The organism is Acinetobacter sp. ANC 4216, assembly GCF_004331195.1.
Classification (GTDB): domain Bacteria; phylum Pseudomonadota; class Gammaproteobacteria; order Pseudomonadales; family Moraxellaceae; genus Acinetobacter; species Acinetobacter kookii.
Genome location: NZ_SJOC01000001.1, coordinates 28739 through 54270 on the forward strand (window position 1 = coordinate 28739; position 25532 = coordinate 54270).

At 43.8% G+C, this 25532-nt stretch carries 20 protein-coding genes; 10 read left to right on the forward strand and 10 right to left on the reverse strand.

The genetic code is table 11. The features are described from left to right. Positions 1–148: 148 nt before the first annotated feature. On the reverse strand, positions 149–2767 hold the full coding sequence (gene acnD, locus E0H88_RS00175; RefSeq protein ID WP_131272664.1) for a Fe/S-dependent 2-methylisocitrate dehydratase AcnD: 2619 nt from the start codon (positions 2765–2767) through the stop codon (positions 149–151). A gap of 527 nt (positions 2768–3294) precedes the next feature. Here acnD and E0H88_RS00180 point away from each other — a divergent pair. Then, positions 3295–5430: a multicopper oxidase family protein gene (locus tag E0H88_RS00180; protein WP_131272665.1), complete on the forward strand. Its 2136-nt coding sequence runs from the start codon at positions 3295–3297 to the stop codon at positions 5428–5430. Positions 5431–5552: 122 nt separating this feature from the next. Beyond that, positions 5553–6278 (forward strand): CAF17-like 4Fe-4S cluster assembly/insertion protein YgfZ, encoded by a 726-nt coding sequence (gene ygfZ, locus E0H88_RS00185; RefSeq protein ID WP_131272666.1) that lies wholly within the window; start codon positions 5553–5555, stop codon positions 6276–6278. Positions 6279–6332: 54 nt separating this feature from the next. Here the strand turns inward: ygfZ and E0H88_RS00190 are convergent, their stop codons facing one another. Beyond that, positions 6333–6578 carry a hypothetical protein gene (locus tag E0H88_RS00190; RefSeq protein WP_131272667.1) on the reverse strand — a complete coding sequence of 82 codons (246 nt, stop codon included), beginning with the start codon at positions 6576–6578 and terminating at the stop codon, positions 6333–6335. 364 nt (positions 6579–6942) lie between these two features. On the opposite strand from E0H88_RS00190, the gene E0H88_RS00195 reads away from it, so the two are divergent. Continuing rightward, positions 6943–7749 (forward strand): tetratricopeptide repeat protein, encoded by an 807-nt coding sequence (locus tag E0H88_RS00195; RefSeq protein WP_092820386.1) that lies wholly within the window; start codon positions 6943–6945, stop codon positions 7747–7749. 84 nt (positions 7750–7833) lie between these two features. Here E0H88_RS00195 and E0H88_RS00200 read toward each other — a convergent pair whose 3' ends face one another. From E0H88_RS00200 to E0H88_RS00210, 3 genes are all read right to left on the reverse strand, one after another. After that, positions 7834–8760 (reverse strand): AEC family transporter, encoded by a 927-nt coding sequence (locus tag E0H88_RS00200; RefSeq protein WP_092820387.1) that lies wholly within the window; start codon positions 8758–8760, stop codon positions 7834–7836. A 99-nt stretch (positions 8761–8859) separates the two neighbouring features. After that, positions 8860–9969: an NADH:flavin oxidoreductase/NADH oxidase gene (locus tag E0H88_RS00205; protein WP_092820388.1), complete on the reverse strand. Its 1110-nt coding sequence runs from the start codon at positions 9967–9969 to the stop codon at positions 8860–8862. 15 nt (positions 9970–9984) lie between these two features. Next, the gene (locus E0H88_RS00210) at positions 9985–12090 is read right to left on the reverse strand and encodes a TonB-dependent receptor domain-containing protein (protein WP_131272668.1); all 2106 of its coding nucleotides are present in this window, start codon (positions 12088–12090) and stop codon (positions 9985–9987) included. 573 nt (positions 12091–12663) lie between these two features. On the opposite strand from E0H88_RS00210, the gene mutM reads away from it, so the two are divergent. Then, positions 12664–13524, forward strand: a complete 861-nt coding sequence (gene mutM, locus E0H88_RS00215; RefSeq protein WP_092820390.1) for a bifunctional DNA-formamidopyrimidine glycosylase/DNA-(apurinic or apyrimidinic site) lyase — start codon at positions 12664–12666, stop codon at positions 13522–13524. Beyond that, on the forward strand, positions 13521–13802 hold the full coding sequence (locus E0H88_RS00220) for a peptidylprolyl isomerase (protein ID WP_092820391.1): 282 nt from the start codon (positions 13521–13523) through the stop codon (positions 13800–13802). Before mutM ends, E0H88_RS00220 begins: the two co-directional genes overlap by 4 nt. Here the strand turns inward: E0H88_RS00220 and E0H88_RS00225 are convergent. From E0H88_RS00225 to typA, 3 genes are all read right to left on the reverse strand, one after another. Beyond that, on the reverse strand, positions 13783–14481 hold the full coding sequence (locus E0H88_RS00225) for an HAD family hydrolase (RefSeq protein ID WP_165493257.1): 699 nt from the start codon (positions 14479–14481) through the stop codon (positions 13783–13785). The genes E0H88_RS00220 and E0H88_RS00225 overlap by 20 nt on opposite strands. A gap of 140 nt (positions 14482–14621) precedes the next feature. Beyond that, a complete protein-coding gene (gene mscL, locus E0H88_RS00230; RefSeq protein WP_092820394.1) occupies positions 14622–15059 on the reverse strand; it encodes a large conductance mechanosensitive channel protein MscL in 438 nt (145 codons plus the stop codon). Between the two features lie 209 nt (positions 15060–15268). Beyond that, positions 15269–17101, reverse strand: coding sequence for a translational GTPase TypA (typA, locus tag E0H88_RS00235; RefSeq protein ID WP_092820395.1), 1833 nt, complete (start codon positions 17099–17101; stop codon positions 15269–15271). 174 nt (positions 17102–17275) lie between these two features. Here typA and E0H88_RS00240 point away from each other — a divergent pair, with 174 nt between their 5' ends. The 3 genes from E0H88_RS00240 (at position 17276) to E0H88_RS00250 (ending at position 21208) form a co-directional block, all read left to right on the forward strand. Beyond that, the gene (locus E0H88_RS00240) at positions 17276–18646 is read left to right on the forward strand and encodes a uracil-xanthine permease family protein (protein ID WP_092820396.1); all 1371 of its coding nucleotides are present in this window, start codon (positions 17276–17278) and stop codon (positions 18644–18646) included. A 66-nt stretch (positions 18647–18712) separates the two neighbouring features. Then, positions 18713–19738: a methyltransferase gene (locus E0H88_RS00245; protein WP_131272670.1), complete on the forward strand. Its 1026-nt coding sequence runs from the start codon at positions 18713–18715 to the stop codon at positions 19736–19738. Between the two features lie 9 nt (positions 19739–19747). Beyond that, positions 19748–21208 (forward strand): amino acid permease, encoded by a 1461-nt coding sequence (locus tag E0H88_RS00250; RefSeq protein WP_131272671.1) that lies wholly within the window; start codon positions 19748–19750, stop codon positions 21206–21208. 57 nt (positions 21209–21265) lie between these two features. Here the strand turns inward: E0H88_RS00250 and E0H88_RS00255 are convergent, their stop codons facing one another. Together E0H88_RS00255 and omp38 are read right to left on the reverse strand one after the other, a co-directional pair. Then, positions 21266–22093, reverse strand: a complete 828-nt coding sequence (locus E0H88_RS00255; protein WP_131272672.1) for an alpha/beta fold hydrolase — start codon at positions 22091–22093, stop codon at positions 21266–21268. Between the two features lie 142 nt (positions 22094–22235). Further along, complete coding sequence (omp38, locus tag E0H88_RS00260) at positions 22236–23291, reverse strand: outer membrane protein Omp38 (RefSeq protein WP_092820400.1); 1056 nt, start codon at positions 23289–23291, stop codon at positions 22236–22238. A 382-nt stretch (positions 23292–23673) separates the two neighbouring features. Between omp38 and E0H88_RS00265 the strand changes: the two genes are divergently transcribed. Both E0H88_RS00265 and E0H88_RS00270 read left to right on the forward strand, forming a co-directional pair. After that, positions 23674–24195, forward strand: a complete 522-nt coding sequence (locus tag E0H88_RS00265; protein ID WP_092820401.1) for a GspH/FimT family pseudopilin — start codon at positions 23674–23676, stop codon at positions 24193–24195. A gap of 117 nt (positions 24196–24312) precedes the next feature. After that, positions 24313–25488 carry a thiolase family protein gene (locus tag E0H88_RS00270; protein ID WP_092820402.1) on the forward strand — a complete coding sequence of 392 codons (1176 nt, stop codon included), beginning with the start codon at positions 24313–24315 and terminating at the stop codon, positions 25486–25488. Positions 25489–25532: the final 44 nt, after the last annotated feature.

Below are 25532 nucleotides of genomic sequence, written 5' to 3' on the forward strand. Positions count from 1 at the left end.
ACCCCACTTAACAGTAGGGTCTTTTTACAACAAAATCAATTACTTTAATATCTAACCCACCCCAACCCTCCTTTAAAAAGGAGGGAGTTTCCTCTTTCCCCTTGCGTCATATATGGTTCAGGGTTAGGGGAGATTTTTCAACAATGAATCAAGCCACATTCCCTTCCAAGAAGTCCTGTGCAAAGCGTTGCAATACACCGCCTGCTTCATAAACGGAAACTTCTTCTTCGGTATCCAGACGGCAGGTGACAGGCACTTCCACAATCTGGTTTTTACCATCCTCAGTTGCGCGCTCAATCACCAAGGTCAAGGTCGAACGTGGCGCAATATTACCCACTACGCTATACAGTTCCGTACCATCCAGCTTTAAAGTCTTGCGGTTCGTACCCGGTTTAAACTCAAGCGGCAACACGCCCATACCCACCAGGTTAGTACGGTGAATACGCTCAAAACCTTCTGCCACAATCGCTTCCACACCGGCAAGACGCACACCTTTGGCAGCCCAGTCACGGCTAGAACCCTGACCATAGTCCGCACCCGCAATGATGATTAGCGGCTGCTTACGGTTCATGTAGGTTTCAATCGCTTCCCACATACGCATCACTTCACCTTCCGGCTCGACACGCGCTTTCGAACCCTGCTTGATGGTACCGTCAGCACGAACCACCATTTCATTGAACAGTTTCGGGTTAGCTAAAGTTGCACGCTGTGCAGTCAAGTGGTCGCCACGGTGGGTTGCATAGGAGTTAAAGTCTTCCTCAGGCACGCCCATTTTGTGCAGGTATTCACCCGCAGCCGAATCCATAATAATCGCATTCGATGGCGATAAATGATCGGTGGTGATGTTATCCGGCAAAATCGCCAGCGGACGCATGTTGGTCAAGGTACGCGGTGCAGCCAAAGCACCTTCCCAATATGGAGGACGGCGGATATAGGTACTTTGCGGACGCCAGTCATACAGTGGACTTGCCGCTTTTTCACGCTCGCCCAAATCAAACATTGGAATGTAAACTTTCTTAAATTGCTCAGGTTTTACCGCAACTTTTACCAGCGCATCAATTTCTTCATCCGATGGCCAGATGTCTTTTAAGTAAACTGGATTGCCGTCTTTATCTGTACCTAACGCATCTTTTTCGATGTCAAAACGGATGGTACCGGCAATCGCATAAGCAACAACAAGTGGCGGAGATGCCAGGAAAGCCTGTTTTGCATAAGGATGGATACGACCATCGAAATTACGGTTACCTGAAAGTACCGCAGTGGCATACAGGTCACGGTCAATAATTTCTTGCTGAATTTTTGGATCTAGCGCACCCGACATACCGTTACAGGTCGTACATGCATAAGCCACAATACCAAAACCGAGTTTTTCCAGATCGTGCAATACGCCTGCTTCTTCAAGGTAAAGTGCAGCGGCTTTAGAACCCGGTGCAAAAGAAGATTTCACCCAAGGCTTACGGGTAAGACCCAACTCGTTTGCCTTACGTGCCAATAAACCTGCTGCTACCGTGTTACGCGGGTTAGAGGTATTGGTACAAGAAGTAATTGCCGCGATAATCACCGCGCCATCCGGCATTAAGCCTTCTGCTTCTTGCGCACGAGCGGCTTCTAAATTGCCTGCAATGCCTTTTTCTTTCAGGTCAGCCGTTGATACACGTGCATGCGGGTTTGACGGGCCGGCAATGTTACGGGTTACGGTCGATAGGTCGAAACGGAGTACACGTGGATATTCCGCCTGTTTCATGTCTGAAGCCCAAAGACCAATTTCTTTGGCATATTGTTCAACCAGTTTCACCTGATCTGCTTCGCGACCGGTTAAAGTCAGATAATCAATGGTGTTCTGGTCAATATAGAACATCGCCGCAGTCGCGCCATATTCAGGGGTCATGTTGGAAATGGTGGCACGGTCGCCTACAGACATACTGTCGGCACCTTCACCGAAGAATTCCAGGTACGCACCCACGACACGTTCTTTACGCAGGAACTCGGTTAATGCCAATACGATATCGGTTGCGGTAATGCCCGGCTTGCGCTGACCCACCAGTTCCACACCAATAATGTCCGGCAGACGCATCCATGATGCACGGCCCAGCATCACGTTTTCTGCTTCCAGGCCACCCACGCCCACGGAAATTACGCCCAAGGCATCGGTATGTGGTGTATGTGAGTCTGTACCGACACAGGTATCCGGGAATGCCATGCCGTCACGCTTTTGAATCACTGGAGACATTTTTTCCAGGTTAATCTGGTGCATGATGCCGTTGCCCGCAGGAATCACATCGACATTTTCAAATGCAGTTTTGGTCCATTCAATAAAGTGGAAACGGTCTTCATTACGACGGTCTTCCACTTCGCGGTTTTTACGGAACGCATCCGGGTCAAAACCTCCATATTCCACCGCTAAAGAGTGGTCAACGATCAGCTGGGTTGGAACGACCGGATTGACTTTAGACGGGTCACCGCCCTGGTCGGCAATCGCATCACGGAGGCCAGCAAGGTCCACCAGTGCGGTTTGCCCCAAAATGTCGTGACACACCACACGTGCCGGATACCAAGGAAAATCGTGGTCTTGCTTACGTTCAATCAGCTGACGTAAAGACTGTTCCAGAATGGCAGGCTCACAACGGCGTACCAGCTGCTCGGCAAGTACTTTTGAGGTATAGGGAAGTTTTGCATATGCGCCTGGCTGAATATCTTCTACGGCTTGGCGTACGTCATAATATTCGAGCTGGGTACCTTGCAGCGGTTTACGGTAGTTGTTGTTCATAGCTTACCTGCCTCTTGAATCACTTTTTCTTGACTACGTAATTGTTGTTGACGAGTTACAATCGGTTCAACGGCATAGTACACTGCCGAAAAGCCATTTCCCAAATCTTTTATATTTCATAAACTTAGATATAAAAATAGGTGTTTTAGAAATATATTGTTACACATTTTTTAAGATATTTGCTCTAATCGTGCTTTTTTTGGAAAAATAGCAGGAAATAGGCCTCATTCTTTAGTATTAGATATACCTAAGCGAATAAAAAACAAGCGTCCATTGTGCGATTTATGTTGATGTTAAACAGTCTGTCATCACTTAAAAAATTAAGTTTTTCTAAACTATTATCTATCAAACTTAAGCATTAAAAATTACATAAACTTTGATCATAAATACTTATATTTATTAGATATTTTTACAATTATTCTGTTTCAGCCATCCAGATTCCCCTATAATCAAGCCTTTCTTAAGAATTTAATTATTGTTCAATAAAAAAAACCTCATTACAAAAAAACCAAAGAAGGTGAAATAAAATGTTGCAAATAGCCATTATTGGAATCATCACTGCGGGTTTGGCAGTTTTGATCTCCAGTTGGTATGGAGCTCAACATCCATCCAGCCCATCGCATCCAGCCCATCCACCACATCACTCTAACCCATCCCAGCCATTCAACCCGTCACACCCTTCTCACCCTAATTCCGAAGCATCTGATTCAGTGATTAGCAACCCGCCCTTATTACCCAAAAATGCCAAGGGCAAACACGAACTTGTTGTTACTTATAAACTCAATAAGCTCTATAACCCCAATACGAAAGTATGGAATCCCGTTCTCTTGCGAGGCTATTTAACCAACCCCAGCTTATTGAATAAAAAACAAGAGGGGCATTACGTTAATGATCTCTTGGTGGGACCACAAATTCATATCAAACAAGGTGAAACTCTGAACCTGAACGTAAATAACCAGCTTCCAGTCGAATCGGAAGAAACCTGTCCTCATCATGTAGAGAATATCAACAACCCAAATTGCTTTAATACCACCAACATTCATACGCATGGGTTCTGGGTCACTCCTCAAGGCAACGGTGATAATGTCTTCGTAAGAATTGCCCCACAAGAAAAATTTGACTATCAGTATAAAATTGAAAAAAACCATCCTGCTGGAACCTTTTGGTATCACGCTCACGTGCACGGCTCAACAGCGATTCAAGTTTCCAGCGGTATGGCCGGCCCACTCATTGTTGAAGGTTCCAGAGTGCCAAAATATAAACAAGGCAAAATCACCGAAACTGGAGATATGGATATTCTGTGGAAAGATAAAGCCAAAAACAGCGATTCGAATGAAAAAGTCCTGTTATTTCAACAAATTCAATACAGATGCAATGCTTCAGACGGCACCCTTACCAATCCCGATAATTGTGTAGGGATAGGGATACTGGAAGATTATGTTAATTCCGGTCTGAATTCTCCGGCCACGTGGGGAGCGGATAAATATCACACCTCCATCAATGGCAAAGTTTTAGGCGAGATGAAAGTAGAGCAGAATGAATTTAATCGTTGGCGCATGATTCATGGCGGTGTTCGAGACACCATCGGTTTAATGATTAAAGAACTTCCTGAATCTAAAAACTATACTGCCGAACAAACCATTCAGGCCTGTTCATCTTATCAAGAAAAAAACCAGAAAGAGGCGTTTGATCGCCTGAAAAGTTTACAGGTCAACACCATTGCCCAAGATGGTTTGACCATGAATCATGTACAAACCCGAACACTTTCGGTATTCCATCCGGGTTATCGTCAAGATGCCATGGTCGCCTTCCCGACCAGCAATAAATACTGTATTTATGACACAGTGTTAAATGTGGATGACCAAATCAATTCAGCATTACCCGATCAAATCCAGCCACAGCTCGCCCCGAATAACCCTTTAAATGCACAACTGATTGGATGGGTCAATGTCAAAGCCAGCAAACAGCCAGCACAAACAGCAGCCCAGTTCCTGCAAGCACAGGCGAAAAAAATTGGTTTAAACAAAGAGATTCAAGCTCAGCTCTCACAACTGAATCTTTCAGCATTTGCAGATCACGCCTCACTGATGACCCCGGAAATCGATCAAGAGGTTGCGGCAAGACCAACTCAATTTAATTCATTTATTATCAGTGGTTTTGGCTCCCCTGGAGGCCCTAAATTTGGCTTCAGCCATGATATAAACAACCCAACCAGCTCTCTTAGTTTTGGAGATCTGTTTGAAGGTCCGGGCTCTATTAATGGCCATTATGTGCGTCAATTACAAGTTGGAGCAACAGATGAGTGGGAACTCAGAAGTATAGTCGGCGGGCATCCATTCCATATTCACATCAACCCGTTCCAAATTGTCAAAATTTTAGATCCTGATGGTGTTGATGTCAGTGTTGCCGATAATGAGGTCAAAGATGAAACAGGTGGCGTGGTGGATGCCCAGTACCGTGGTTTAAAAGGTGTATTCAAAGACACCATCTTTGTGAAACCGGGCGGCTATCGTATCATCCTTAGATCGCACTATAAAAAGTTTGAAGGTGATTTTGTTCAGCACTGCCATATTCTGGATCATGAAGATCAGGGCATGATGGAATTTGTCCGCATCTGTGGTGACAAGTTTGACTGTAATACCCCCCCCCCAGCACATCACTGACCTGAAGTACCCTCTTTCATCTTGCAAGCTCATAGCAATATGGGCTTTTTGTTTGCCTATCTGTCTTGCTTGCTGCAAAATATCTGCATTAACAATTTGTGAAATTTACCCAGAGGCTGGTCATGGCAACGTCTACTGCTTTTACGCTATTCACTTTAAATGGTGTAGATGCGCAAAAATTCCTTCAAGGTCAGGTCACTTTAAATACTGAAGCTTTGGCAGAAAACCTGACTCGCTATACCGCGATCTGTAGTTTAAAAGGACGTATCCAGTTTGGCTTATGGCTAAAAAAAATCAATCCGGAAAGTTTTGAAATTGTGGTCACTGCCGATCAGGCCGAAGAATTTGCCAAACACATTAAAAAGTTTGGTGCTTTTTCGAAAATGAAACTGGAACAAGTCGGCCAAGTTTACCCTACCCTGAATGGCGCCAGTACTGACTTTTCCACAAACGAAACCGATATCGCCGCTTGGCAGCTTCAAGCGATTGAAGCCGGTCAGGCCTGGATTGAAGCAACCACCGCTCAAGAATTCCAGCCGCAAGAACTGCGTTTGCATCAGCGTGAAGGCGTACATTACGACAAGGGCTGCTATTTGGGTCAGGAAATTATTGCACGTCTGTGGTTCAAGGCAAAACCGAAACACTGGCTGCATTTGGTTCAAGGAACAGGTGATGCCCCTGCCGCTGCAACCCAACTGAATAATGATGTTGAAGTGGTCAATAGCATTGCTGTTGATGGCGGTTATAAGGCCCTGGTCGTGGCTAAACCGGAAGCATTGGCTGAACTAGGGCTGCAAGTGTTAGATTTGCCTGAAGCCTTAAATGGCGATGTGGCACGTCCACAGTAAATTCTAAAGATTAAATTCATAAAAAAGCCTCCAACAATGGAGGCTTTTGATTGATTAAAAACCATAAAACAGTTTGTTCATATCTTTGCAGACATATTCTTTAAATGAATAATCACGCGCATGCTTGGCGTCAAATTTTGCTTCAAGTTCACCTTTTTTAAAGATATAGACACGGTCCTCTTTGCTGACCAAATATTCAGCACCCAGTTTCATCAGTAAAGCATCTATTTTTTCTTCTTCAGCAATCGTACTGTCAAGATTGACTCGATCATAGGCCCGTTTAATCGCTTTAATGAACATTCATCTACTCACACATTAATTCAGTCGCGATTTAAACAAAGATTGGCTTAAAAACAAAGTACCGTTTCGCCACGGCATATTTTCATCTGTTTTTTATCTGTGCCTGGACTTGAAGGTTTTCAATTTATTAGACACAAGACAATTGATATACAAAGCATTCAAATCGCTTAAGCTGGGTTTAAGATTGTCCGCCCAGAATTCCTCCAGTAATGATTATGTAAATATCGATGAAATCTTATTGCAATGCACACATCATGTATTTACATTCGCATAAATAAACTTATGATGTTGTATGAAGTGGTCCACATTCATTTTAAACACATAAATGGAATTATGTGCATGTTTATAAAAGGTTTTTAAAAATATGAAAAAAATTATACTTGCCGGCCTTATCGCTTTATCTTCAAATTTCGCAATGGCTGAAATGGCAACCACTTCGGTTGATCCGGCCTTTGCCAAAATAGAAACCCTGGTCAAAGCCAACAATATGAAAGGTGCTTATCAGGAACTGGATAAATTAGCCAAAACAGGAAATGCCCAGGCACTTTATAATCTGGCCTACCTGACCCAAACCGGACAGGGAACTGCCAAAGATGAGAAAAAAGCCGTCAAGCTGTATCAGGAATCTGCAAACAAAGGCTATCCGGTAGCAAACTATGTATTGGGTAAAAACCACATCACCGGGACTTTAGGCCTTCCTCAGGACACTAAAAAAGCCAAACAGTATTTAGAAAAAGCGTCTAAGCAAGGCTTCGATGATGCCAGTGTCGATTTAGCCGTATTACTGTTTTCTGAAGGTACACCTGCATCAGATAAACTGGCTTTGCAAAAACTAGAGCCGCTGATCAAAAAAGGCAATTATCAGGCCATTCATGCCAAAGCCTTATATGACATCAGCCAAGGTTTTAAAAACAAAAACGAAGCCCCGATTAAGCAAGGCTTACAGAGCATTCAGGATCTGGCACAAAAAGGCTATATTCCCGCTTTAATGGCTGTAGGCAACATGTTTGCAAACGGTAAAATCGTTCCGCAAAACCTGCCTGAAGCGAAAAAGATTTTTGAAGCGTTAGCCAAAGAAAATGTCCCGCAAGCCAAAGAATCTTTAGCTGTGGTGGATAAAATGATTGCCGAACAGGCCAAAAATCCGCCTAAAGAAGCAAAGAAAAGCTAAGCGCCAAGATGTTTTAAAAGCCCCGGAATCCGGGGCTTTTTTATACCGGTTCTTTTGTTTTAATCCATGCTGAGCGTAAAAATTTTAAGCCCACCAGACAGTAATTAACACACTCACCACAATGAATCCTAAAATGGTGCTCATCAATAAAGGCGTTAAAGTTTTTTCATTTAAACCATAAGCCTGACCTAACATGGCAAAAATGGTAGGCATCGGCAAAGCGGCAATAATGGTTCCGGCATAGACCATCTCCTGACTCACATCGGTGAAATAACTCAACCCCAGAAACATCAGCAAAGGCATAATCAGGTTGCTGGAAATCACCAGATAAAAGCTTTGTACATTCACGTACTTCAGCGTCAGCCCCACAATTCCCCCACCAATCGAGAACAAGGCCAGAGGCGACGCGGTTTGTCCGATCATGGCCAAAACCTGATCCAGCTGCCGAGGAATTTCAATCTGGAAAATGGCACAGGCCATCCCCAGCATGACGCCCATAAATAAAGGATTTTTCAATAAAGTGACCACTGTACTCTGGAGAATCTGGGCAAAATTAGCCTGTTGCGAGCTTCCCAGTTCAGCCAGAATCAGCACTGCCGGAATAAGCAGCACACTTTCAATGATCACGACCAACGAGGTATAGGTCATCGCTTTTTGCCCCAGCAACAAGGACAATACCGCAGTACCAATGAGTCCGGTATTCGACATTGCCGCACCCAGCGACAGAACCGAAGACTGTGAACGGTTATTTTTAAAATAATGTGAAACAATAAAAAAAGCCGTCACATATAAAATAAAAGTCACGCCGCTATAGACAAAGAAGTATTGGGGATACCAGATTTCATGCAAATCTTTTGACGCAAGCGACTGTAAAAACAACGCAGGCAAAGCAATTTTAATGGCAAAAGCACCAACGCTATTGAGCTGTACCTTGCTTAAAAGTTGCCATTTTACCGAGAGATAACCGAAGGCCAATAAGAAAAAGATCGGCACGATGACCGAAAAGACCATATGGAATTTGTCCTTTCAATAAATAAAATTACCTGATCAGACCCTGATGGATCAGAGTCCGAGCATTAAAATGTTCAAGCGAAATATCGGGATGGAGTATTAAAAAGCACGAAACAATGCTTTTAACCCATGCGGCTGACAACGCAAATATTGCGGTGCAATTTGAATATTTTCACCCAATTCTGCTGCAGCATGCCATGGCCAGCGCGGGTCATATAGCATAGCACGTGCTAGAGCAATTGCGTCAGCTTGCTGATAATGCAAAATCCCTTCGGCCTGCATCGCTTCTGTAATCAAACCCACGGCAATCACCGGGATATTGACTGTTTTCTTGATGGCTTCAGCAAAGGGCACCTGATACCCTGGTTGTAGCTCAATTTTCTGTTGGGCATGCAAGCCACCACTCGACACATGAATATATACGGCGCCCAATTGCTCTAAAGCTTTGGACAGACCGATTGAAGATTCGATATCCCAACTGTCCTGCCCCTCCATCCAGTCCGTTGCAGAAATACGCACGCCTATAGGATAACCTTCAGGAACTGCATTCTTCATGGCCTGAAAAACTTCCAGCGTTAAGCGAATACGGTTCTCGAAACTGCCGCCATATTCGTCCTGACGCTGATTCGATAACGGCGACATAAATTGATGCAGCAAATAGCCATGGGCTGCATGTACTTCAATCAGGTCAAACCCGGCATCTACCGCACGCTTGGCCGCATTAGCAAAGTCTTGAATCACTTGCCGGATTTCATCTTTACTCAGCGCATGTGGCGGGTGATCAGTCGGATTAAACGGCAAATCACTGGCAGAAACTGTTTGCCAGCCATGAGTCTCTTCCGGCTTAAATTGGCCTTTTCCATTCCAGGGTTTATCGGTAGAAGATTTACGCCCTGCGTGTGCCAGTTGTACTGCAAAAGGCATAGGCGAAAGTGTCTTTATTTTTGTCAGCAATGCCTTAATCTGATCACGCTGGGTATCATTCCATAGCCCCAAATCGGCATAACTGATCCGCCCTTCATCTTGCACTGCTGTTGCTTCAACAATACATAAACCTGCACCAGACAAGGCATAATTGGCCCATTGCTGTTCATGCCAATAAGTCACTTCGCCCTGTTCTGTTGCCGAATACTGGCACATTGGAGCAATCACAATTTTATTGCTCAGTTTTAATGAACCAAACTGAATCGGTTGAAATAATAACGCCACGCTTGGCCCCCTCTGTTAGAATACTTTGCTCACACTTAATCCCGCACTCCAGTTCAAACCATCCGCGGGTTCAAAGAAGCGCCCATTGCCATCATTGACAATCACTGAACCGACATAGTCCTCATCCAGGATATTATCAACTCTAGCAAAAGTCCGGACTTTCCAGTCGGCCTGTTTCCAGACATATCCTGCATTGGCCGAAACCAAGCTATAGCCTGGTGCGGCATCGCTATTTGCATCATCTACATAGATTTTGTCCATATAACGGACATCAACACCCGCATTAAAGCCGGTTTCCGGCTGCCAGCCCAAAGAGGCAAAAGCCTGATTTTTGGCAATGCCGGGAATCTTGTTGCCTTTCTGCACCGTACTGTCCGGAATCGCTGCGTCAAATGTAGCATCAATATAGCTGTAGCTGGCTTGAGCAGTTAAATCACGCCATAGATTTTTGTTCCAGGACAGCTCTATCCCTTCACGTCGCGTTTTATCCGCATTCTTATAGGTCGCACGGCCATCTATTGTCCCCGCAGAGACAATATCGTCTCGGGTTTTGCTTTGGAAAACTGCAGCCGTGAAAGCTCCCCATGCATTTTGCGCTTTTACACCCAGCTCATAATTATCGCTGCTGGCAGGGCGTAAATTAAAGTTTATGCCCTCATTTGCGGAATAGGCCATTTCGGTAAAGGTCGGTGTTTCAAAACCTTTGGCATAGCTGGCATAGGCATTCAGCTGATCCTTGATTTTCCAGCTTAAAGCCGCTGAAGGCAACACTTTGTCATAGTCGGTCTTGCCGCTGTCATCGCCATTGCCTGTGACAATATAGTGATCTTTGGACTCATAATGCACATTGCTATAACGCAGCCCCGCATCCAAAGTCCAGCTTGGCATGAAATCCCAGGAGGCCTGCAAATAAGGATCCAGATTCCAGAGGATATTCTGCTCATCCCGGCGTAGATTCCCCTTTACGCCAAACTGCCCATTGGCATTAAAGTTTTCATACCCCTGACGGTCTTCATCCATATAGTCAAAGGCCAGTCCCGCGGTCAACCGTGTATTGGGCAGCAAATCTTTGCCGGTCCAGCGCAAGTCCGTACCGTAATAATCACGGCTGAAATCAATCACCCCACCGGCATGACGCGGGTTATTTTGCGGTACCCGAGGAATCGACTGGTATTGTATGACTTCACGATGTCCCAGATAAGCCATGGCATACAGTTCATGCTGATCGCTGACTGGTTTGGACCAGGTCAGACCGGTCTGGGTTTGATTGATTTCTTTACGTACATCGTATTGGTTGGAAGCATCATTGACCTGTTTGGGATTATTTTTCCACTGGTTTCGATTCAAGCCCTGCGGATCATCCGCATTAATATCGACATGGTTCACAATCCAGTTCAGCCTGGAACCGTCATCCAGGTTCCAGGTCAGTTTGGCATTGCTGAGTACTTTTCTGGCCGCGCTATGCTCACGATAACCATCGGTATCAAAATAGGATGAACTGACCACATAGCTCGGCTCACCGGCTTGATCTGCACCACCTTGCAACACCACATCGGCACGGCTTTTATGCTGACTGCCCCCTGAATAACCCAGTTCAATGGAATCTTGGCCTTCGCCCTGTTTGGTCGTGGTCAAAATTGTGCCGCCAGAAGAATTGCCATACAGTGCAGAAAATGGTCCACCCAACACTTCAATATGATCCAGGCTGCTTAAATCGATATTTGAGGTCTGGCCCTGCCCATCCGGCATGCTTGCAGGAATACCGTCAACATATAAACGGATACCACGCACCCCAAAAGTTGAACGTGCACCAAAGCCGCGCATGGAAATCTGTAAATCCTGAGCGTAATTTTCGCGGTTATTCAACTGTAGCCCTGGCACCCCTTGTAAGGTTTCAGAAAGATTGACCCCCAGATGATTAGCCTTGCTATCTTGTTCGATTCTATACACAGAAGCCGGTGTTTGCAGCCATTCAGTATCCGTACGTGTCGCTTCTATTTTTAGGATAGGAAGCAAAACAGGTTCCGCAGACCCTGTTTGTGCATATAGATTTTGGCAGATGCATGCTGTTAAGCAAAGCAAACTCGTATGGAAGGACATCATCAGATTTTTACTTTGCATGAGCCTGTACCTGCCTTCTTCTCAGTTAGAACGCGATTTTTGATCCTCAGCCTAACACGAATGCATTATTCACATTGTAGGTTAATCCTGGATGGATCACATCTTGCAAGTTTGGACGAATCATCAGTCATTGGGTGGGATTAGGACTGTCATTCAATTCCACATTATATTCCGCACTGGCATTAAATACAGGGATTGTTACACGTCGTTGACATGTATCCGGTTAATGGCCACACCTGAAATGGCATTTGGATGGAAATGAAACCAGCCGCTATATTTTAAACCGCAAGCCATTGTGAAACCGGCATCTTCATTCATAGCATGCCTCTCCATTTGTTCATGTGTGTCGCCTACAGTCCAGTATTTCAAACCGGTTCAGGACCTCGTGTACGGGAAACAAAAAATTTTATCCTGAACATTTTTGGCTGATGAAACAAATCTCTGATGTCGACATTTTTAAGATGCATCAAAATAAAATAATCGGCCATTTTTCTGGTTTTCCTTTCGCATTTTTACTTGCAATCAAGCTGAAATCGCCCAATATTAGCCATATTCTCCTGTCCCTGATCTGCCATGCCCGAATTACCTGAAGTTGAAACCACCAAAACCAGTCTTTTGCCACTGTTGGAGCAAACCGTCTTAAAGGTAGAAGTCCGTCAACCGAGCTTACGTTGGCCTATTCCCGAAAATATACAGAAATTGGTGGGGCAAAAATTAGTTCAGCTGACCCGCCGTTCCAAATATATTCTGGCTGAATTTGAACAGGACAGCATGCTTTGGCATTTGGGCATGTCGGGCAGCTTCAGATTGTGTGCAACAACCGATGAACTGCGTAAACACGATCATCTGATCATTCAATTTGAAGATATTGAACTGCGTTATCACGATCCCCGCCGTTTTGGCTGTATTTTATGGTTAAATGCTGCAACTCAAAGCAAACTGATTGACACTTTAGGTCCTGAACCTTTGAGCGATGATTTCAATGCAAACTACTTGGCTGAGAAACTCAAAAACAAACAGGTTGGCACTAAAGTTGCAATTATGGATAACCATGTTGTGGTTGGTGTGGGCAATATCTACGCGACAGAAAGTTTGTTTAATTTAGGCATTCACCCGGCACAACCTGCAAAAAATTTAAGCTTTGCACAGATTGAAAAACTTGTGATTGAAATTAAACGTATTTTGCAGCAAGCCATAGATTTAGGGGGTTCTACCTTGCGTGACTATACCAATGCCATGGGTGAAAATGGTTATTTTCAGCAAACCCTGCTTGCTTATGGTCGTGCCGGTGAAATGTGTGTGAACTGCGAAACCACGCTTGAAAATATAAAACTTGGACAACGTGCCTCTGTGTTCTGTCCTGAGTGCCAACCTTTAAAAAAAGCCAAAGTGACACCTCAACGTGTTGCCAAGTCGCGAGGGAAAACTTCATGAAAACTGCGATTGTTCGTCACATCCTTGTCAAAGATAAAGATACCTGTGAACAACTCAAAAAGCGTATTCAATCCGGTGCTGACTTTGCAAAAATTGCGAAGCAATATTCCACCTGCCCTTCGGGCAAAAAAGGAGGTGAGCTAGGTGAAGTCAAGAAAGGACAACTGGTACCAGTCATTGATAAACTGGTCTTTACTGCAGCTGAACGTGTTTTACACGGCCCTGTCAAAAGTCAGTTTGGTTTTCACCTGGTTGAAGTTAAGTTTCGCATGGACTAAACATCTGTTTTAAATCACTTAAGAATTCAGTCCATGTATGAGACTGAATTTCTGTATCTTGCTGCTGGGCAGGACTGATCCAGTAAGTATGTAACCCTAACTGCTGTGCTGCTTGTATATCCACTTCATTGTCATCTCCAACCATTAAACATTGCTGTGGATGAAGCTTAAAAGCCTGACAAACATTTAAAAATGCCTGGGGATGGGGTTTGGCAACACCCTGCTCATCACTTATAAAATAATGTGTACACCAACGCTCTAAATGAAGATGACGGATTTTTTGCAATTGACCTTGTGTCGGTCCATTGGTCAGTACTGCCATCTGCAAGCCTAAATCCTGGCATAGGTTTAATGCCTCTTCTGCCCCCTCACAAAAATGCTGATGTTGTAAAGCATGCTGCATAAAGCTTTGGTTTAATGTTGTCGCCAAATCCACATCATCAATACCACATTGCTGTAAGGGCTTGAGATAACGATATAGATGATATTCGCTTACCGTTAAATCCTGCTGCATATAGGCGTCCCACAAAGTGTCATGCAATACCTCATAGGCCTGCCAAAAGACATCTACAGACAGGTGCTGAACAATCTTTTCATTCAACTGCTGTCTGGCAAAGCGCTGTGTCCGATCCCAGTCCAACAAGGTATGATCAAGATCAAAAATCACCAATTTCAGCATGGGTTGGTCCATAAAACAGAAGGTCGAACATCACAAAGGGTAGACACTAGATTTAAAATCTAAATTTAAAATCCAAGCCAACAGTTATGAGTAAAAATAAAAAACGGCACAGAGAGTGCCGTTTTTTTCTTTTTCAGCCATTAAAGTTGCGGGCGTTTTTTCAACTCATCACGAATTTCACGCAGCAATTCAATGTCGGCCGGGGTAGTCGGTGTTTCCTCTACCGGGCCTTCCTGTTTACGCAAACGGTTCATAAGTTTAACCAGCAAGAAAACCACCCAGGCAAGAATCAGGAAGTTTATGAAGATAGTTAAAAAATTACCATAGGTTAAGACATTCACACCCGCTTTTTGCAATTCAGCTAAAGATTGCAAATTATTCGGGTTACTGCCGAGCACAAAGAATTTCTGGGTGAAATCGACACCACCGCCCGTAATAACCGTGATTAAAGGCATAATAATGTCTTTAACCAAAGAATCAATGATTTTACCAAACGCACCACCAATGATGACACCAATCGCTAAATCCATCATATTGCCTTTAATGGCAAATTCTTTAAATTCTTGGATAATACTCATAACTTTCTCCAGCTTTTCTTGATGCTATTCTTTTAAAGTATTTTAAAAACTGTCCTACCCTTTTAAGCACGAATAACAGTTCATAATTCCTTATAATTTACTTGGAATTTAACATCTTGGACATATTGATTTTCTAATTATAAACAAAAAAAATGCTACCACTGACGTGATAGCATTTTTTACATTCTAAATCTGATTCAATTAAATCATTAAGAGCGGTTACGTTTACGTTCGTTTTCAGTCAACCAACGCTTACGGATACGGATTGATTTCGGTGTAACTTCAACCAGCTCGTCATCTTCAATGAATTCAAGCGCTTGTTCAAGCGTGTATTCAATTGCTGGAACCAGTGTTAAAGCATCATCAGTACCTGACGCACGTACGTTGGTTAACTGTTTCGCTTTAGTCGGGTTCACAACCATGTCGTCTGAACGAGAGTTAATACCCACGATCATACCTTCGTAAACTTCTAACTGAGGTTTAGCGAATAGGCGGCCACGGTCTTGCAAGCTGAACAATGCATAACCCAGGCAAGTACCTTGAACCATAGAGATCAATACACCGTTTTGACGTTTCGCAACAGTACCTTGTTTCATAGGACCGTAGTGCGAGAAGCTTGATGTCATGATCCCTGTACCAGAAGTCATGGTCAAGAATTCAGAACGGAAACCAATTAAACCACGTGAAGGAACAGTTGCTTCAATACGGATACGGCCTTTACCGTCAACTTCCATATTGGTCATCTCGCCTTTACGGTGACCCATTTGTTCCATCACAGCGCCTTGGTGCTGTTCTTCAACGTCAAAAGTTACGTTTTCGTACGGTTCTTGCATTTGACCGTCGATTTCTTTCAAGATCACTTGCGGACGAGATACACCCATCTCGAAACCTTCACGACGCATGTTTTCAATCAGAACTGAAAGGTGAAGTTCACCACGACCAGACACTTTGAAACGGTCAGGACTGTCTGTATCTTCAACACGAAGTGCCACGTTGTGGATCAATTCGCGGTCAAGACGTTCACGGATGTTACGTGAAGTTACGAATTTACCTTCTTTACCGGCAAACGGTGAGTTGTTAACCTGGAATGTCATCGAAACTGTAGGTTCATCTACAGAAAGCGGTGGCAATGCTTCAACGTTCTTAGGATCACAGATCGTGTCAGAGATATGAAGCTCTTCCATACCTGTGACACATACGATGTCACCAGCAGAAGCAGATTCAACGTCAATACGCTCAAGACCGTGGTAACCCATGATTTTTAAGATACGACCGTTACGTGTCTTACCTTCTTTATCAATAACAGTTACAGGTGTGTTTAATTTTACTGAACCGCGTTGGATACGACCAACACCGATTACACCAACGAAGCTGTTATAGTCCAAAGACGAAATTTGCATCTGGAATGGACCATCAACGTCAACTGCTGGTGGTTCAACGATGTCTACGATTGTTTGGAACAATGGTGTCATGTCTTCAGCAAGTTCTTCTGGAGACGGACCCGCCACACCACGAAGACCAGAAGCATAAACTACCGGGAAGTCCAACTGTTCGTCAGTACCACCCAGGTTGTCGAACAGGTCAAATACCTGGTCAATTACCCAGTCAGGACGCGCGTTTGGCTTGTCGACTTTGTTGATGATCACGATTGGTTTCAAGCCACGTGCGAACGCTTTTTGCGTTACGAAACGGGTTTGCGGCATTGGACCTTCTTGAGAATCGACAAGAAGAAGTACACAGTCAACCATAGACATTACACGTTCAACTTCACCACCGAAGTCGGCGTGTCCCGGGGTGTCCACGATGTTGATACGGTATTCTGTATCTGTACGTTTATCTAACCATTTGATTGCAGTGTTTTTTGCAAGAATGGTAATACCACGTTCACTTTCAATAGCGCCTGAATCCATAACACGCTCGATCTCACCCGCGCGTTCACCCAAAGCACCTGATTGTTGTAAAAGTTTGTCGACTAAAGTCGTTTTACCATGGTCGACGTGCGCGATGATGGCAATATTACGGAGAGTTTTAATATCTGACATGTAAATTCGATACGCTTTAAATTTGAGGGCAAATTATACAGAAAAAACTTAGCTTTTTATAGTGACAGTTTATTGACAGTTACAAGTTTTTTTGACTATTCATCCCTTTTTCGGTTTGTAAAGTACTGTAACTCGATTAGAATAACGCCAAATTACTGCTGTACCTTTTTTTACATGTCTGATTTAGAAAACTCTCCCAAACAACAAGATCGTCTTGATTTGGTCTACGGATTAAACGATCGCCCCAAACCCCTTATCGCTTTTCTCGCTGCCCTGCAACATTTACTTGCGATTATTGTCCCGATTGTCACCCCAGGTCTTTTGATCTGTCTTGCTTTAGGCGTATCCAAAGAAGACACCAACATGATTCTTTCCATGTCCTTGGTGATCTCGGGGATTGCAACTTTCTTACAATGTAAAAAAGTTGGTCCTTTTGGCGCAGGTCTTTTAATTGTACAGGGCACCAGTTTTAACTTTATTGGCCCGATTATCGGCATTGGTTCAGCGATGGTCGCGGCAGGCACCCCTGTTGAAGCAGTGATGGCTTCTATTTTTGGTGTAGTAATTGCCGGCTCATTCATTGAAATGGGTGTTTCACGTATTTTACCTTGGGTAAAACGGCTGATCACCCCTCTTGTTACAGGTATTGTCGTGCTGCTGATTGGCTTGACCTTAATTAAAGAAGGTTTAATCAGTATGGGTGGCGGTTATCAGGCCATGGGTGACAAAACCTTTGCCAATGCCGACAATCTGATCATGTCCTGTACGGTACTGGCAATTATTATTGTCCTGAACCGTATCCGTATTACCTGGATCAAAAGCTCAGCCATTCTGATTGCCCTGATTATTGGTTATGCTCTTGCCGGTTTCATGGGACATCTTGATTTTTCAGGCCTGAAAGATGCGCCGATGATTCAAATTCCAACCCCGATGCATTTTGGCTTAAGCTTCTCCTGGAGCTTGTTTATTCCAATGGCATTTATTTATCTGGTGACATCACTGGAAGCCATTGGTGACATTACCGCCACTTCAAAGATTTCCAACCAGCCAGTCGATGGCCCGGTATGGATGCAACGTATTAAAGGGGGGGTACTGGTGAATGGTGCCAACTCTCTGCTTGCCGGCTTATTCAATACTTTCCCGAGTTCGGTGTTTGCACAGAATAATGGCGTCATTCAGCTTACCGGGGTTGCAAGCCGTTATGTGGGTATCTGGATTGCAGCATTACTGGTGATTTTAGGCTTGTTGCCTGCGGTTGCCGGCGTGATTCAAGCAGTCCCTCAAGCCGTACTCGGCGGTGCTGTGATGGTGATGTTTGGTGCGGTAGCGGCGTCTGGTATTAATATCCTGTCAGGGATTCATCTTGACCGTCGTGCCCTGTTAATTATTGCGATTTCACTGGGACTCGGTTTGGGTGTTGCACAAGTCCCACAAATTTTGGAACATCTTCCTGAATTATTCCGTAACATCTTCAGTTCTGGCGTAGCGACTGGCGGTATTGCAGCATTGCTTTTAAATATTATTCTTCCTGAATCGAAGCAATAATTTCATTTCAGCATCAACTCTGCCCAGCATTGTCTGGGCAGAGTTTTTCAATGGCGAGATAAAAAAATGGATCCAAGAAGTGAAGTTGTCATTCGGCAGCATGAATATCTTTCTGGACGTGTGCTTTTGGTCAATGCACCTACGGATGAGTTACTTTCCAATCTAGGAAAAGACATCAGCCCTTGTTTCTGGACCTGGAATTATAATGAATTTCAATATTTTCAGTCGCAACAGGCCAATGTCCATTTTGGCGTAGAGCTTCCTGAAGGCAGTTTTGACCAGGCCATTATCTTTGTACCGAAGTCCAAAGAACTCCTAAATTATGTGCTGCATAATGTCGTCAGCCGTCTAGGTTTAGGTGCTTCCATTTTCCTGGTGGGTGAGAAAAAAGGCGGCGTTGAACGCGCAGCCAAACAGCTCCAGCCTTATGGTAAAGCCATTAAACTGGACAGTGCACGTCATTGCCAGCTCTGGCAGGTCAAGGTTGAATCGACGACTCAAGAAAAGGCTTTGGCAGACTGGGCTCAAGCATATACGGTAGCAACACCGAAAGGTGATCTCACTATTTGTGCCCTGCCCGGCGTATTCAGCCAAAATCGTTTAGATGTCGGTACAGCGGTATTTTTACCGTTTTTATCACAGGTTACTTCAGGTAAAATTGCCGACTTTGGCTGTGGTGCCGGTGTGATCAGTGCCTATCTGGCAAAACTGAATCCGAAAAACCGTATTTTTGCGCTGGATGTCGATGCTTTTGCTTTGACCTCAACCCGCATGACGTTTGAAAAAAATGGCCTTTCTCCCGAACAGCTGGAAATTACCGCTGTGACCGGTATTGAAGATGCACCGCTTTTCTTGCATGCCATCGTCAGCAATCCGCCTTTCCATCAAGGCATTCAGACCAATTATGATGCCAGTGAAAGCCTGTGCAAGACTTCACGCCGTCATTTGAAATCTGGTGGTGAACTCTGGATTGTGGCAAACCGCTTTTTAAATTATCCATTACTCATTGAACAAAGCTTTGGCAAATGTACAACCAAAGCCGATCAACAAGGCTTTAAAGTGCTGTTCGCTAGCACTGAAAAGAAATCTTAAGGAACAACGATGAGCGAAACTCAATCTGCACATTTACAGCGTAAGCTGGGTGCACGTCATTTGAATATGATCGCCATTGGTGGTTCTATCGGCACAGGCTTATTCCTGGCTTCTGGTGCAACCATTGCCAATGCAGGTCCGGGCGGTGCTTTATTGGCTTACTGCCTGATTGGGATCATGATTTATTTCCTGATGACCAGTCTGGGCGAGCTTGCGACACATAACCCGACCTCGGGTGCCTTCTTTACCTACGGTACAAAATATGTAGAAGGCGGTTTTGGCTTTGCTCTAGGCTGGAACTATTGGTACAACTGGGCCATTACGGTTGCTTTTGAACTGGTGGCAGTCCAGTTTATTATGAAATTCTGGTTTCCTGATATTCCCGGATTCTACTGGAGTGCCATTTTTCTTAGCGTGATTTTTGCCATTAATTCACTCTCTGTAAAAGGCTTTGGTGAAAGTGAGTTTTTATTCTCCTTGGTCAAAGTGATTGCCATTATTGTCTTTATCATTATTGGTATTGCCATGATTGCAAAAATCATGCTGACGCCAAATATGGTGACCTTTGCCAACTGGACCAAAGGTGATGCACCCTTTGTTGGTGGTTTGCAGGCCATGATTGGTGTCGCCATGATTGCCGGATTCTCCTTCCAGGGCACAGAAATGGTGGGGGTTGCCGCAGGTGAATCGAAAGACCCTAAAAAGACTATTCCGGTGGCCATCAAGCAAATTTTCTGGCGTATTTTATTGTTCTATGTGGTGTGTATTTTCATCATTGGTACTTTGGTGGCTTATGATGATCCACGCCTGTTACAAGCGGCCGCAAGTGAAAATATCGCCCTCTCACCTTTTACCCTATTGTATGAAAAAGTCGGTTTTGCTTTTGCCGCAGGTTTAATGAATGCCGTAATCTTAACTGCAATTTTGTCTGCTGGTAACTCAGGCATGTATTCATCGACCCGTATGCTGTTTGACATGGCTCGCAAAGGAAGTGCACCAAAAATCTTTGGCAAACTGGATGCACGCGGCGTACCCATGAATGCACTGTATGCCACCACTGCAATTGCCGCTCTTTGCTTCCTCACGACTTTCATTGGGGAACAGCAAGTGTTTAGCTGGTTGCTGAATATGTCAGGCATGTGCGGATTCATTGTATGGCTGGGTATTGCCATTTCACACTACCGTTTCCGTAAAGGTTATTTGGCACAAGGTTATAAACTGGAAGATTTAGCGTATAAAGCCAAGTTTTTCCCATTTGCTCCTTGGTTTGCATTTATTCTTTGTACGATTGTCGTACTTGGACAGAACTATCAAGCCTTTATTACGGGTGATTGGCTCGGTGTGTTATCTACCTATATCAGTATTCCATTATTTCTGGCAATCTGGCTGGGCTATAAATGGAAGAACAAAACCAAGTTGGTTTCTTATCAAGATATGGATGTTAAACCCATGAATCCTGATCAGGACTAAATGCAGTATATAAATAAAAAAACAGCCTTTAGGCTGTTTTTTTATTTATCGCATCGTTCAATGATGTGCCAGAAATTCCTTCAAGGCAAAACTGACTTCATTTTTATGGGTGGTACACAACCCGTGCGGTGCTCCCTTAATTTGCTCTTCTACGCCATTCTTTAAAAGTTTGACGGTTTGCCGACTGCAAATTTCTGGCGGAACAATGTCATCTGCTGTTCCATAAAGCACCAAGGTCGGCACAGTAATCCGGGTTAAATCTTCACGTAAATCGGTTTCTGAAAATGCGTGGATACAATCGTAATGCGCCTTGATTGAACCCTGCATGGCAATCCGCCAGAAACTTTGTATTACCCCTTCTGAGGTTTTATTTAACAGCTTGTCATAGCCATAAAATGATTTAGCAAAATCCAGGTAAAAATCGGCTCTATTGGCCAGTAAATTAGCGCGCATCTCATCAAACACGTCTGAATCTACACCGTCTGGATGATCATCCCGTTTAATCATGAGAGGTGTTACCGCCGCAATAAGCGCAAGTTTAGTGACTTTATGCTGACCATATTTTGCCGTATAACGGGTCACGACGGCCCCACCTGTAGAATGTCCGACTAAAGCGAACTCGGTTAACCCAAGATGCTCAATCAGTTGATGCATATCTTGTGCATACTGATCAATGTTATGCCCAGCCCAAGGCTGACTCGAGCGTCCATGACCCCGTCGGTCGAATGCAATCACCCGATAGCCATGTTCTGCAAGAAATAACATCTGGTCTTCAAAAGCATCACTGGATAAAGGCCATCCATGAGAAAAGACCACAACCGGCCCCTCCCCCCAATCCTTATAATAAATCGAGGTTCCATCTGTTGTCGTTAACATCTGCGTCATTTTGTCACCCTCTTTTTATTGTCTATATGGGTGTTTATTAGAACAAGATCAAAATAAAACTGTGTATTAAACAAGTTATGCTTATGTAGCACATAAAAAAAGCAGCCTTAAGGCTGCTTTTTTAACTCAGTTCAATAATAAATTATTGAGCTGCAGGCGCTTGTTGAGCAGGTTCTGCAACAACTGTACGGCTACCAGTAATAGTCGCGAATACACGACGGTTCATAGCACGGCCTTCTTTAGTGTTGTTGTCAGCAATCGGTTGATCCCAAGCGAAACCTTGAGTAGACAAACGAGCTGGATCTACATTGTATTCATTTACAAGTGAAGATTTAACAGAATTAGCACGAGCTAAAGATAAACGTTCGTTCAATGCACGTGGACCAGTGTTGTCTGTGTGACCTTCGATGCGAGCAGTAGCGTTTGGATATTCAACCAACTTCTCGGCAACTTTAGCGATTTCTGGTTTGTATTGGTCTTTGATGTTTGATTTGTTTGTATCAAAGAACACACGAAGTTCCATGTTAAGGTCTTCAGTCAACTCTTGTGGAGCTGGTTGAACTGGAGCTACAGGCTCAACTGGAGCAACTTCTACTACAGGAGCAGCAGGCTTCAAGTGACCGCCAAGAACTACGTTAAGACCAGCTAAAGCTGTATAGTTCCAGAAGTCTTCGTCGATGTTATAAGTAGCACGAGCTTCAGTACGTAGAGATAAAGCATCATTTAAGCGCCAGAAAGCACCTAGACCAGCGTTACCAAGAGTACCTTCTTCAGCCTCACCACCTGCAATTGAACCTGTAGCTTCATATTTATAATGACCAGCACCTAACAATACATAAGGTTTGATTTTGCTGTCATAGTTTTTGGTGATCAAATCAGAAGTCGCATAGAAGTTACCATTGATTTGAGTTTGTTTATACTCTGCACCTGCAGGTACACCAAGGCCTTCTACATCACCTTTTACTTGGTTGTATTCAGCTTCGAAACCTAACCAAGGCGTTAATTCAACACCAAGTGCTGCACCAACGAATAAATCGTCTTGAAGCTCAGGACCATCTGTTAAATGATCTTCGCCATTGTTGTGTTGAGTATCTTGCCATGTATAACCGACCATTAATGGAGTAACAGTTACGCCAGCGTTTGCAGCAGCTAAAGGTGCAGCAACGAGCATTGCTAAAGCAATACGACTCATTTTCATGGATTTATCCTCCAGAGATAACAATTGTTGTTCAAGCTCAAGCCTAGAATTTGGCTATTCTGAGATAGGCTTTCTTATACCCCAGTTTTTTTCTTAATTCTTAAGCTATTCACAGTGAATCATACAAACACTTTATTTTTTTTCCAAGTGCTTGATAATTTTAATCAAGTAAATTATTGACAAAATTACTTACAATTTCCGTTGTAATTCGGTAAATTTTTACTCAATTTATTCTTATGAATAGCTTATCGTCACTTGCGAATTATTTTAACAGCTTTGTTATAAAGTTGAAAAATAAATATCAATCGCAAAAAAACAATTAAAAAACAAAATATTAATAACACACATAATTAAAAAAAAATACATTGCAGGATTACTTTAAATGCTTTTTCAACAAAAAAATGGGTTCACATTGGTTGAGCTAATCGTTACTTTGGCTATTTTTGCAATTCTGGCTACCATCGCTTTACCTTATTTTCAAGAAATAAGAGCCAAACAGGAAGTCAACGCCACTACGAATAAACTGATTTCAACAATTCATTTAGCCAAATCTCAAGCCCTTCTCTATCATAGCAATGTGGTGTTGTGTCCAAGTCAAAATAACTTGAATTGTCAAACAAATCAATGGGCTGCCGGTTTATTGGTTTTTCTCGACAGCAATAAAAATAGACAAATTGATACAGGCGAAAAAATTATCTATACAGAATCAACCAATTTAAAATACGGGCATTTAGACTGGAGAGGGACATTGAGTGCCCCCAGCCTAACGTTTCAAGCTGAAAATGGCCTGCCGATAGGTTCAAATGGCAGTTTTTATTATTGTTCAAATGTTTCTGATCATCATCGGAAACTGGTTCTGAGTGCCATGGGGCATATGCGGATAGAAACCCTCTCCCTCTGCTAAAAACTTCTCAGTCTAAAGACATGCTGCCATCCCCTCTTTATTCCGGCTCATTTTTCAATATACTGCTTAAACTTGGAAAAATAATTCCTTAAAAAAATCAATCTCGGAGAAAGAACAATGACAGACATCGTAATTGTAAATGGTGCACGTACTGCAATGGGCGGCTTTCAAGGTAGCTTGGCCAATGTAACAGCCCCAGAACTTGGCGCAGCATGTATTAAGGAAGCGATTGCACGTGCAGGATTACAAGCAACCGATGTCGAAGAAGTCATTATGGGCTGCGTACTCCCTGCTGGCCTGAAGCAGGGACCAGCCCGTCAGGCAATGCGCAAAGCCGGCTTACCTGATTCAACTGGTGCAGTGACTATTAATAAGTTATGTGGTTCTGGCATGAAAGCGGTGATGCAAGCGGCTGACATGATTAAAGCCGGTTCTGCTGAAATCGTGGTTGCAGGCGGCATGGAATCGATGACCAATGCCCCTTATGTATTGCCTAAAGCGCGTAGCGGTTTGCGCATGGGACATGGTGAAATCAAAGACCATATGTTCCTGGATGGTTTAGAAGATGCAGAAACAGGCCGTTTAATGGGTTCTTTTGCACAAGACATGGCAAATACGCGTGGCTATACGCGCGAACAGATGGATGCCTTTGCGATTCGTTCATTACAACGTGCACAAAACGCGGTCAATGAAGGTTACTTTGCCGATGAAATCGTCCCAGTCACGGTATCTACCCGTAAAGGCGATGTCGTGATAGATAAAGACGAACAGCCTTTCAATGCCAATATTGAAAAAATTCCAACGCTACGTCCTGCATTTGCCAAAGATGGTACGATTACTGCGGCCAATGCCAGCTCGATTTCAGATGGCGCCTCTGCCCTTGTGCTCACCTCAAGTGAAAATGCCTCAGCTAAGGGCTTAAAACCTCTGGCAAAAATTGTGGCTTATGCTTCTAATTCACAGCATCCCTCAGAATTTACCATTGCTCCAGTCGGTGCCATTCAGAAAGTTTTAAATAAAACCGGTTGGGATGCTCAAGATGTTGATCTTTGGGAAATTAACGAAGCTTTTGCCATGGTGACCATGTGTCCGATGGATGATTTCAAGCTTGATCCGGCTAAAGTCAACATTAACGGCGGTGCGTGTGCACTCGGTCATCCTGTCGGTTCTACCGGTTCGCGCATTATCTTGACGCTCATTCATGCCTTAAAACGTACGGGTGGCAAAAAAGGCATTGCGGCACTGTGTATCGGTGGCGGTGAAGCGACTGCTGTGGCGATTGAGTTGCTTTAATCTCCTTGCGAAGCAGTGCTTCTCATCTCTCCTCTTTGGGAGAG

Excerpts from the sequence above, each read along its gene's own strand:
- acnD (WP_131272664.1), bottom strand. The coding sequence starts at position 2,767 with ATGAACAACAACTACCGTAAACCGCTGCAAGGTACCCAGCTCGAATAT.
- E0H88_RS00180 (WP_131272665.1), top strand. The coding sequence starts at position 3,295 with ATGTTGCAAATAGCCATTATTGGAATCATCACTGCGGGTTTGGCAGTT.
- ygfZ (WP_131272666.1), top strand. The coding sequence starts at position 5,553 with ATGGCAACGTCTACTGCTTTTACGCTATTCACTTTAAATGGTGTAGAT.
- E0H88_RS00190 (WP_131272667.1), bottom strand. The coding sequence starts at position 6,578 with ATGTTCATTAAAGCGATTAAACGGGCCTATGATCGAGTCAATCTTGAC.
- E0H88_RS00195 (WP_092820386.1), top strand. The coding sequence starts at position 6,943 with ATGAAAAAAATTATACTTGCCGGCCTTATCGCTTTATCTTCAAATTTC.
- E0H88_RS00200 (WP_092820387.1), bottom strand. The coding sequence starts at position 8,760 with ATGGTCTTTTCGGTCATCGTGCCGATCTTTTTCTTATTGGCCTTCGGT.
- E0H88_RS00210 (WP_131272668.1), bottom strand. The coding sequence starts at position 12,090 with ATGCAAAGTAAAAATCTGATGATGTCCTTCCATACGAGTTTGCTTTGC.
- mutM (WP_092820390.1), top strand. The coding sequence starts at position 12,664 with ATGCCCGAATTACCTGAAGTTGAAACCACCAAAACCAGTCTTTTGCCA.
- E0H88_RS00220 (WP_092820391.1), top strand. The coding sequence starts at position 13,521 with ATGAAAACTGCGATTGTTCGTCACATCCTTGTCAAAGATAAAGATACC.
- E0H88_RS00225 (WP_165493257.1), bottom strand. The coding sequence starts at position 14,481 with ATGCTGAAATTGGTGATTTTTGATCTTGATCATACCTTGTTGGACTGG.
- mscL (WP_092820394.1), bottom strand. The coding sequence starts at position 15,059 with ATGAGTATTATCCAAGAATTTAAAGAATTTGCCATTAAAGGCAATATG.
- typA (WP_092820395.1), bottom strand. The coding sequence starts at position 17,101 with ATGTCAGATATTAAAACTCTCCGTAATATTGCCATCATCGCGCACGTC.
- E0H88_RS00240 (WP_092820396.1), top strand. The coding sequence starts at position 17,276 with ATGTCTGATTTAGAAAACTCTCCCAAACAACAAGATCGTCTTGATTTG.
- E0H88_RS00245 (WP_131272670.1), top strand. The coding sequence starts at position 18,713 with ATGGATCCAAGAAGTGAAGTTGTCATTCGGCAGCATGAATATCTTTCT.
- E0H88_RS00250 (WP_131272671.1), top strand. The coding sequence starts at position 19,748 with ATGAGCGAAACTCAATCTGCACATTTACAGCGTAAGCTGGGTGCACGT.
- E0H88_RS00255 (WP_131272672.1), bottom strand. The coding sequence starts at position 22,093 with ATGACGCAGATGTTAACGACAACAGATGGAACCTCGATTTATTATAAG.
- omp38 (WP_092820400.1), bottom strand. The coding sequence starts at position 23,291 with ATGAAAATGAGTCGTATTGCTTTAGCAATGCTCGTTGCTGCACCTTTA.
- E0H88_RS00265 (WP_092820401.1), top strand. The coding sequence starts at position 23,674 with ATGCTTTTTCAACAAAAAAATGGGTTCACATTGGTTGAGCTAATCGTT.
- E0H88_RS00270 (WP_092820402.1), top strand. The coding sequence starts at position 24,313 with ATGACAGACATCGTAATTGTAAATGGTGCACGTACTGCAATGGGCGGC.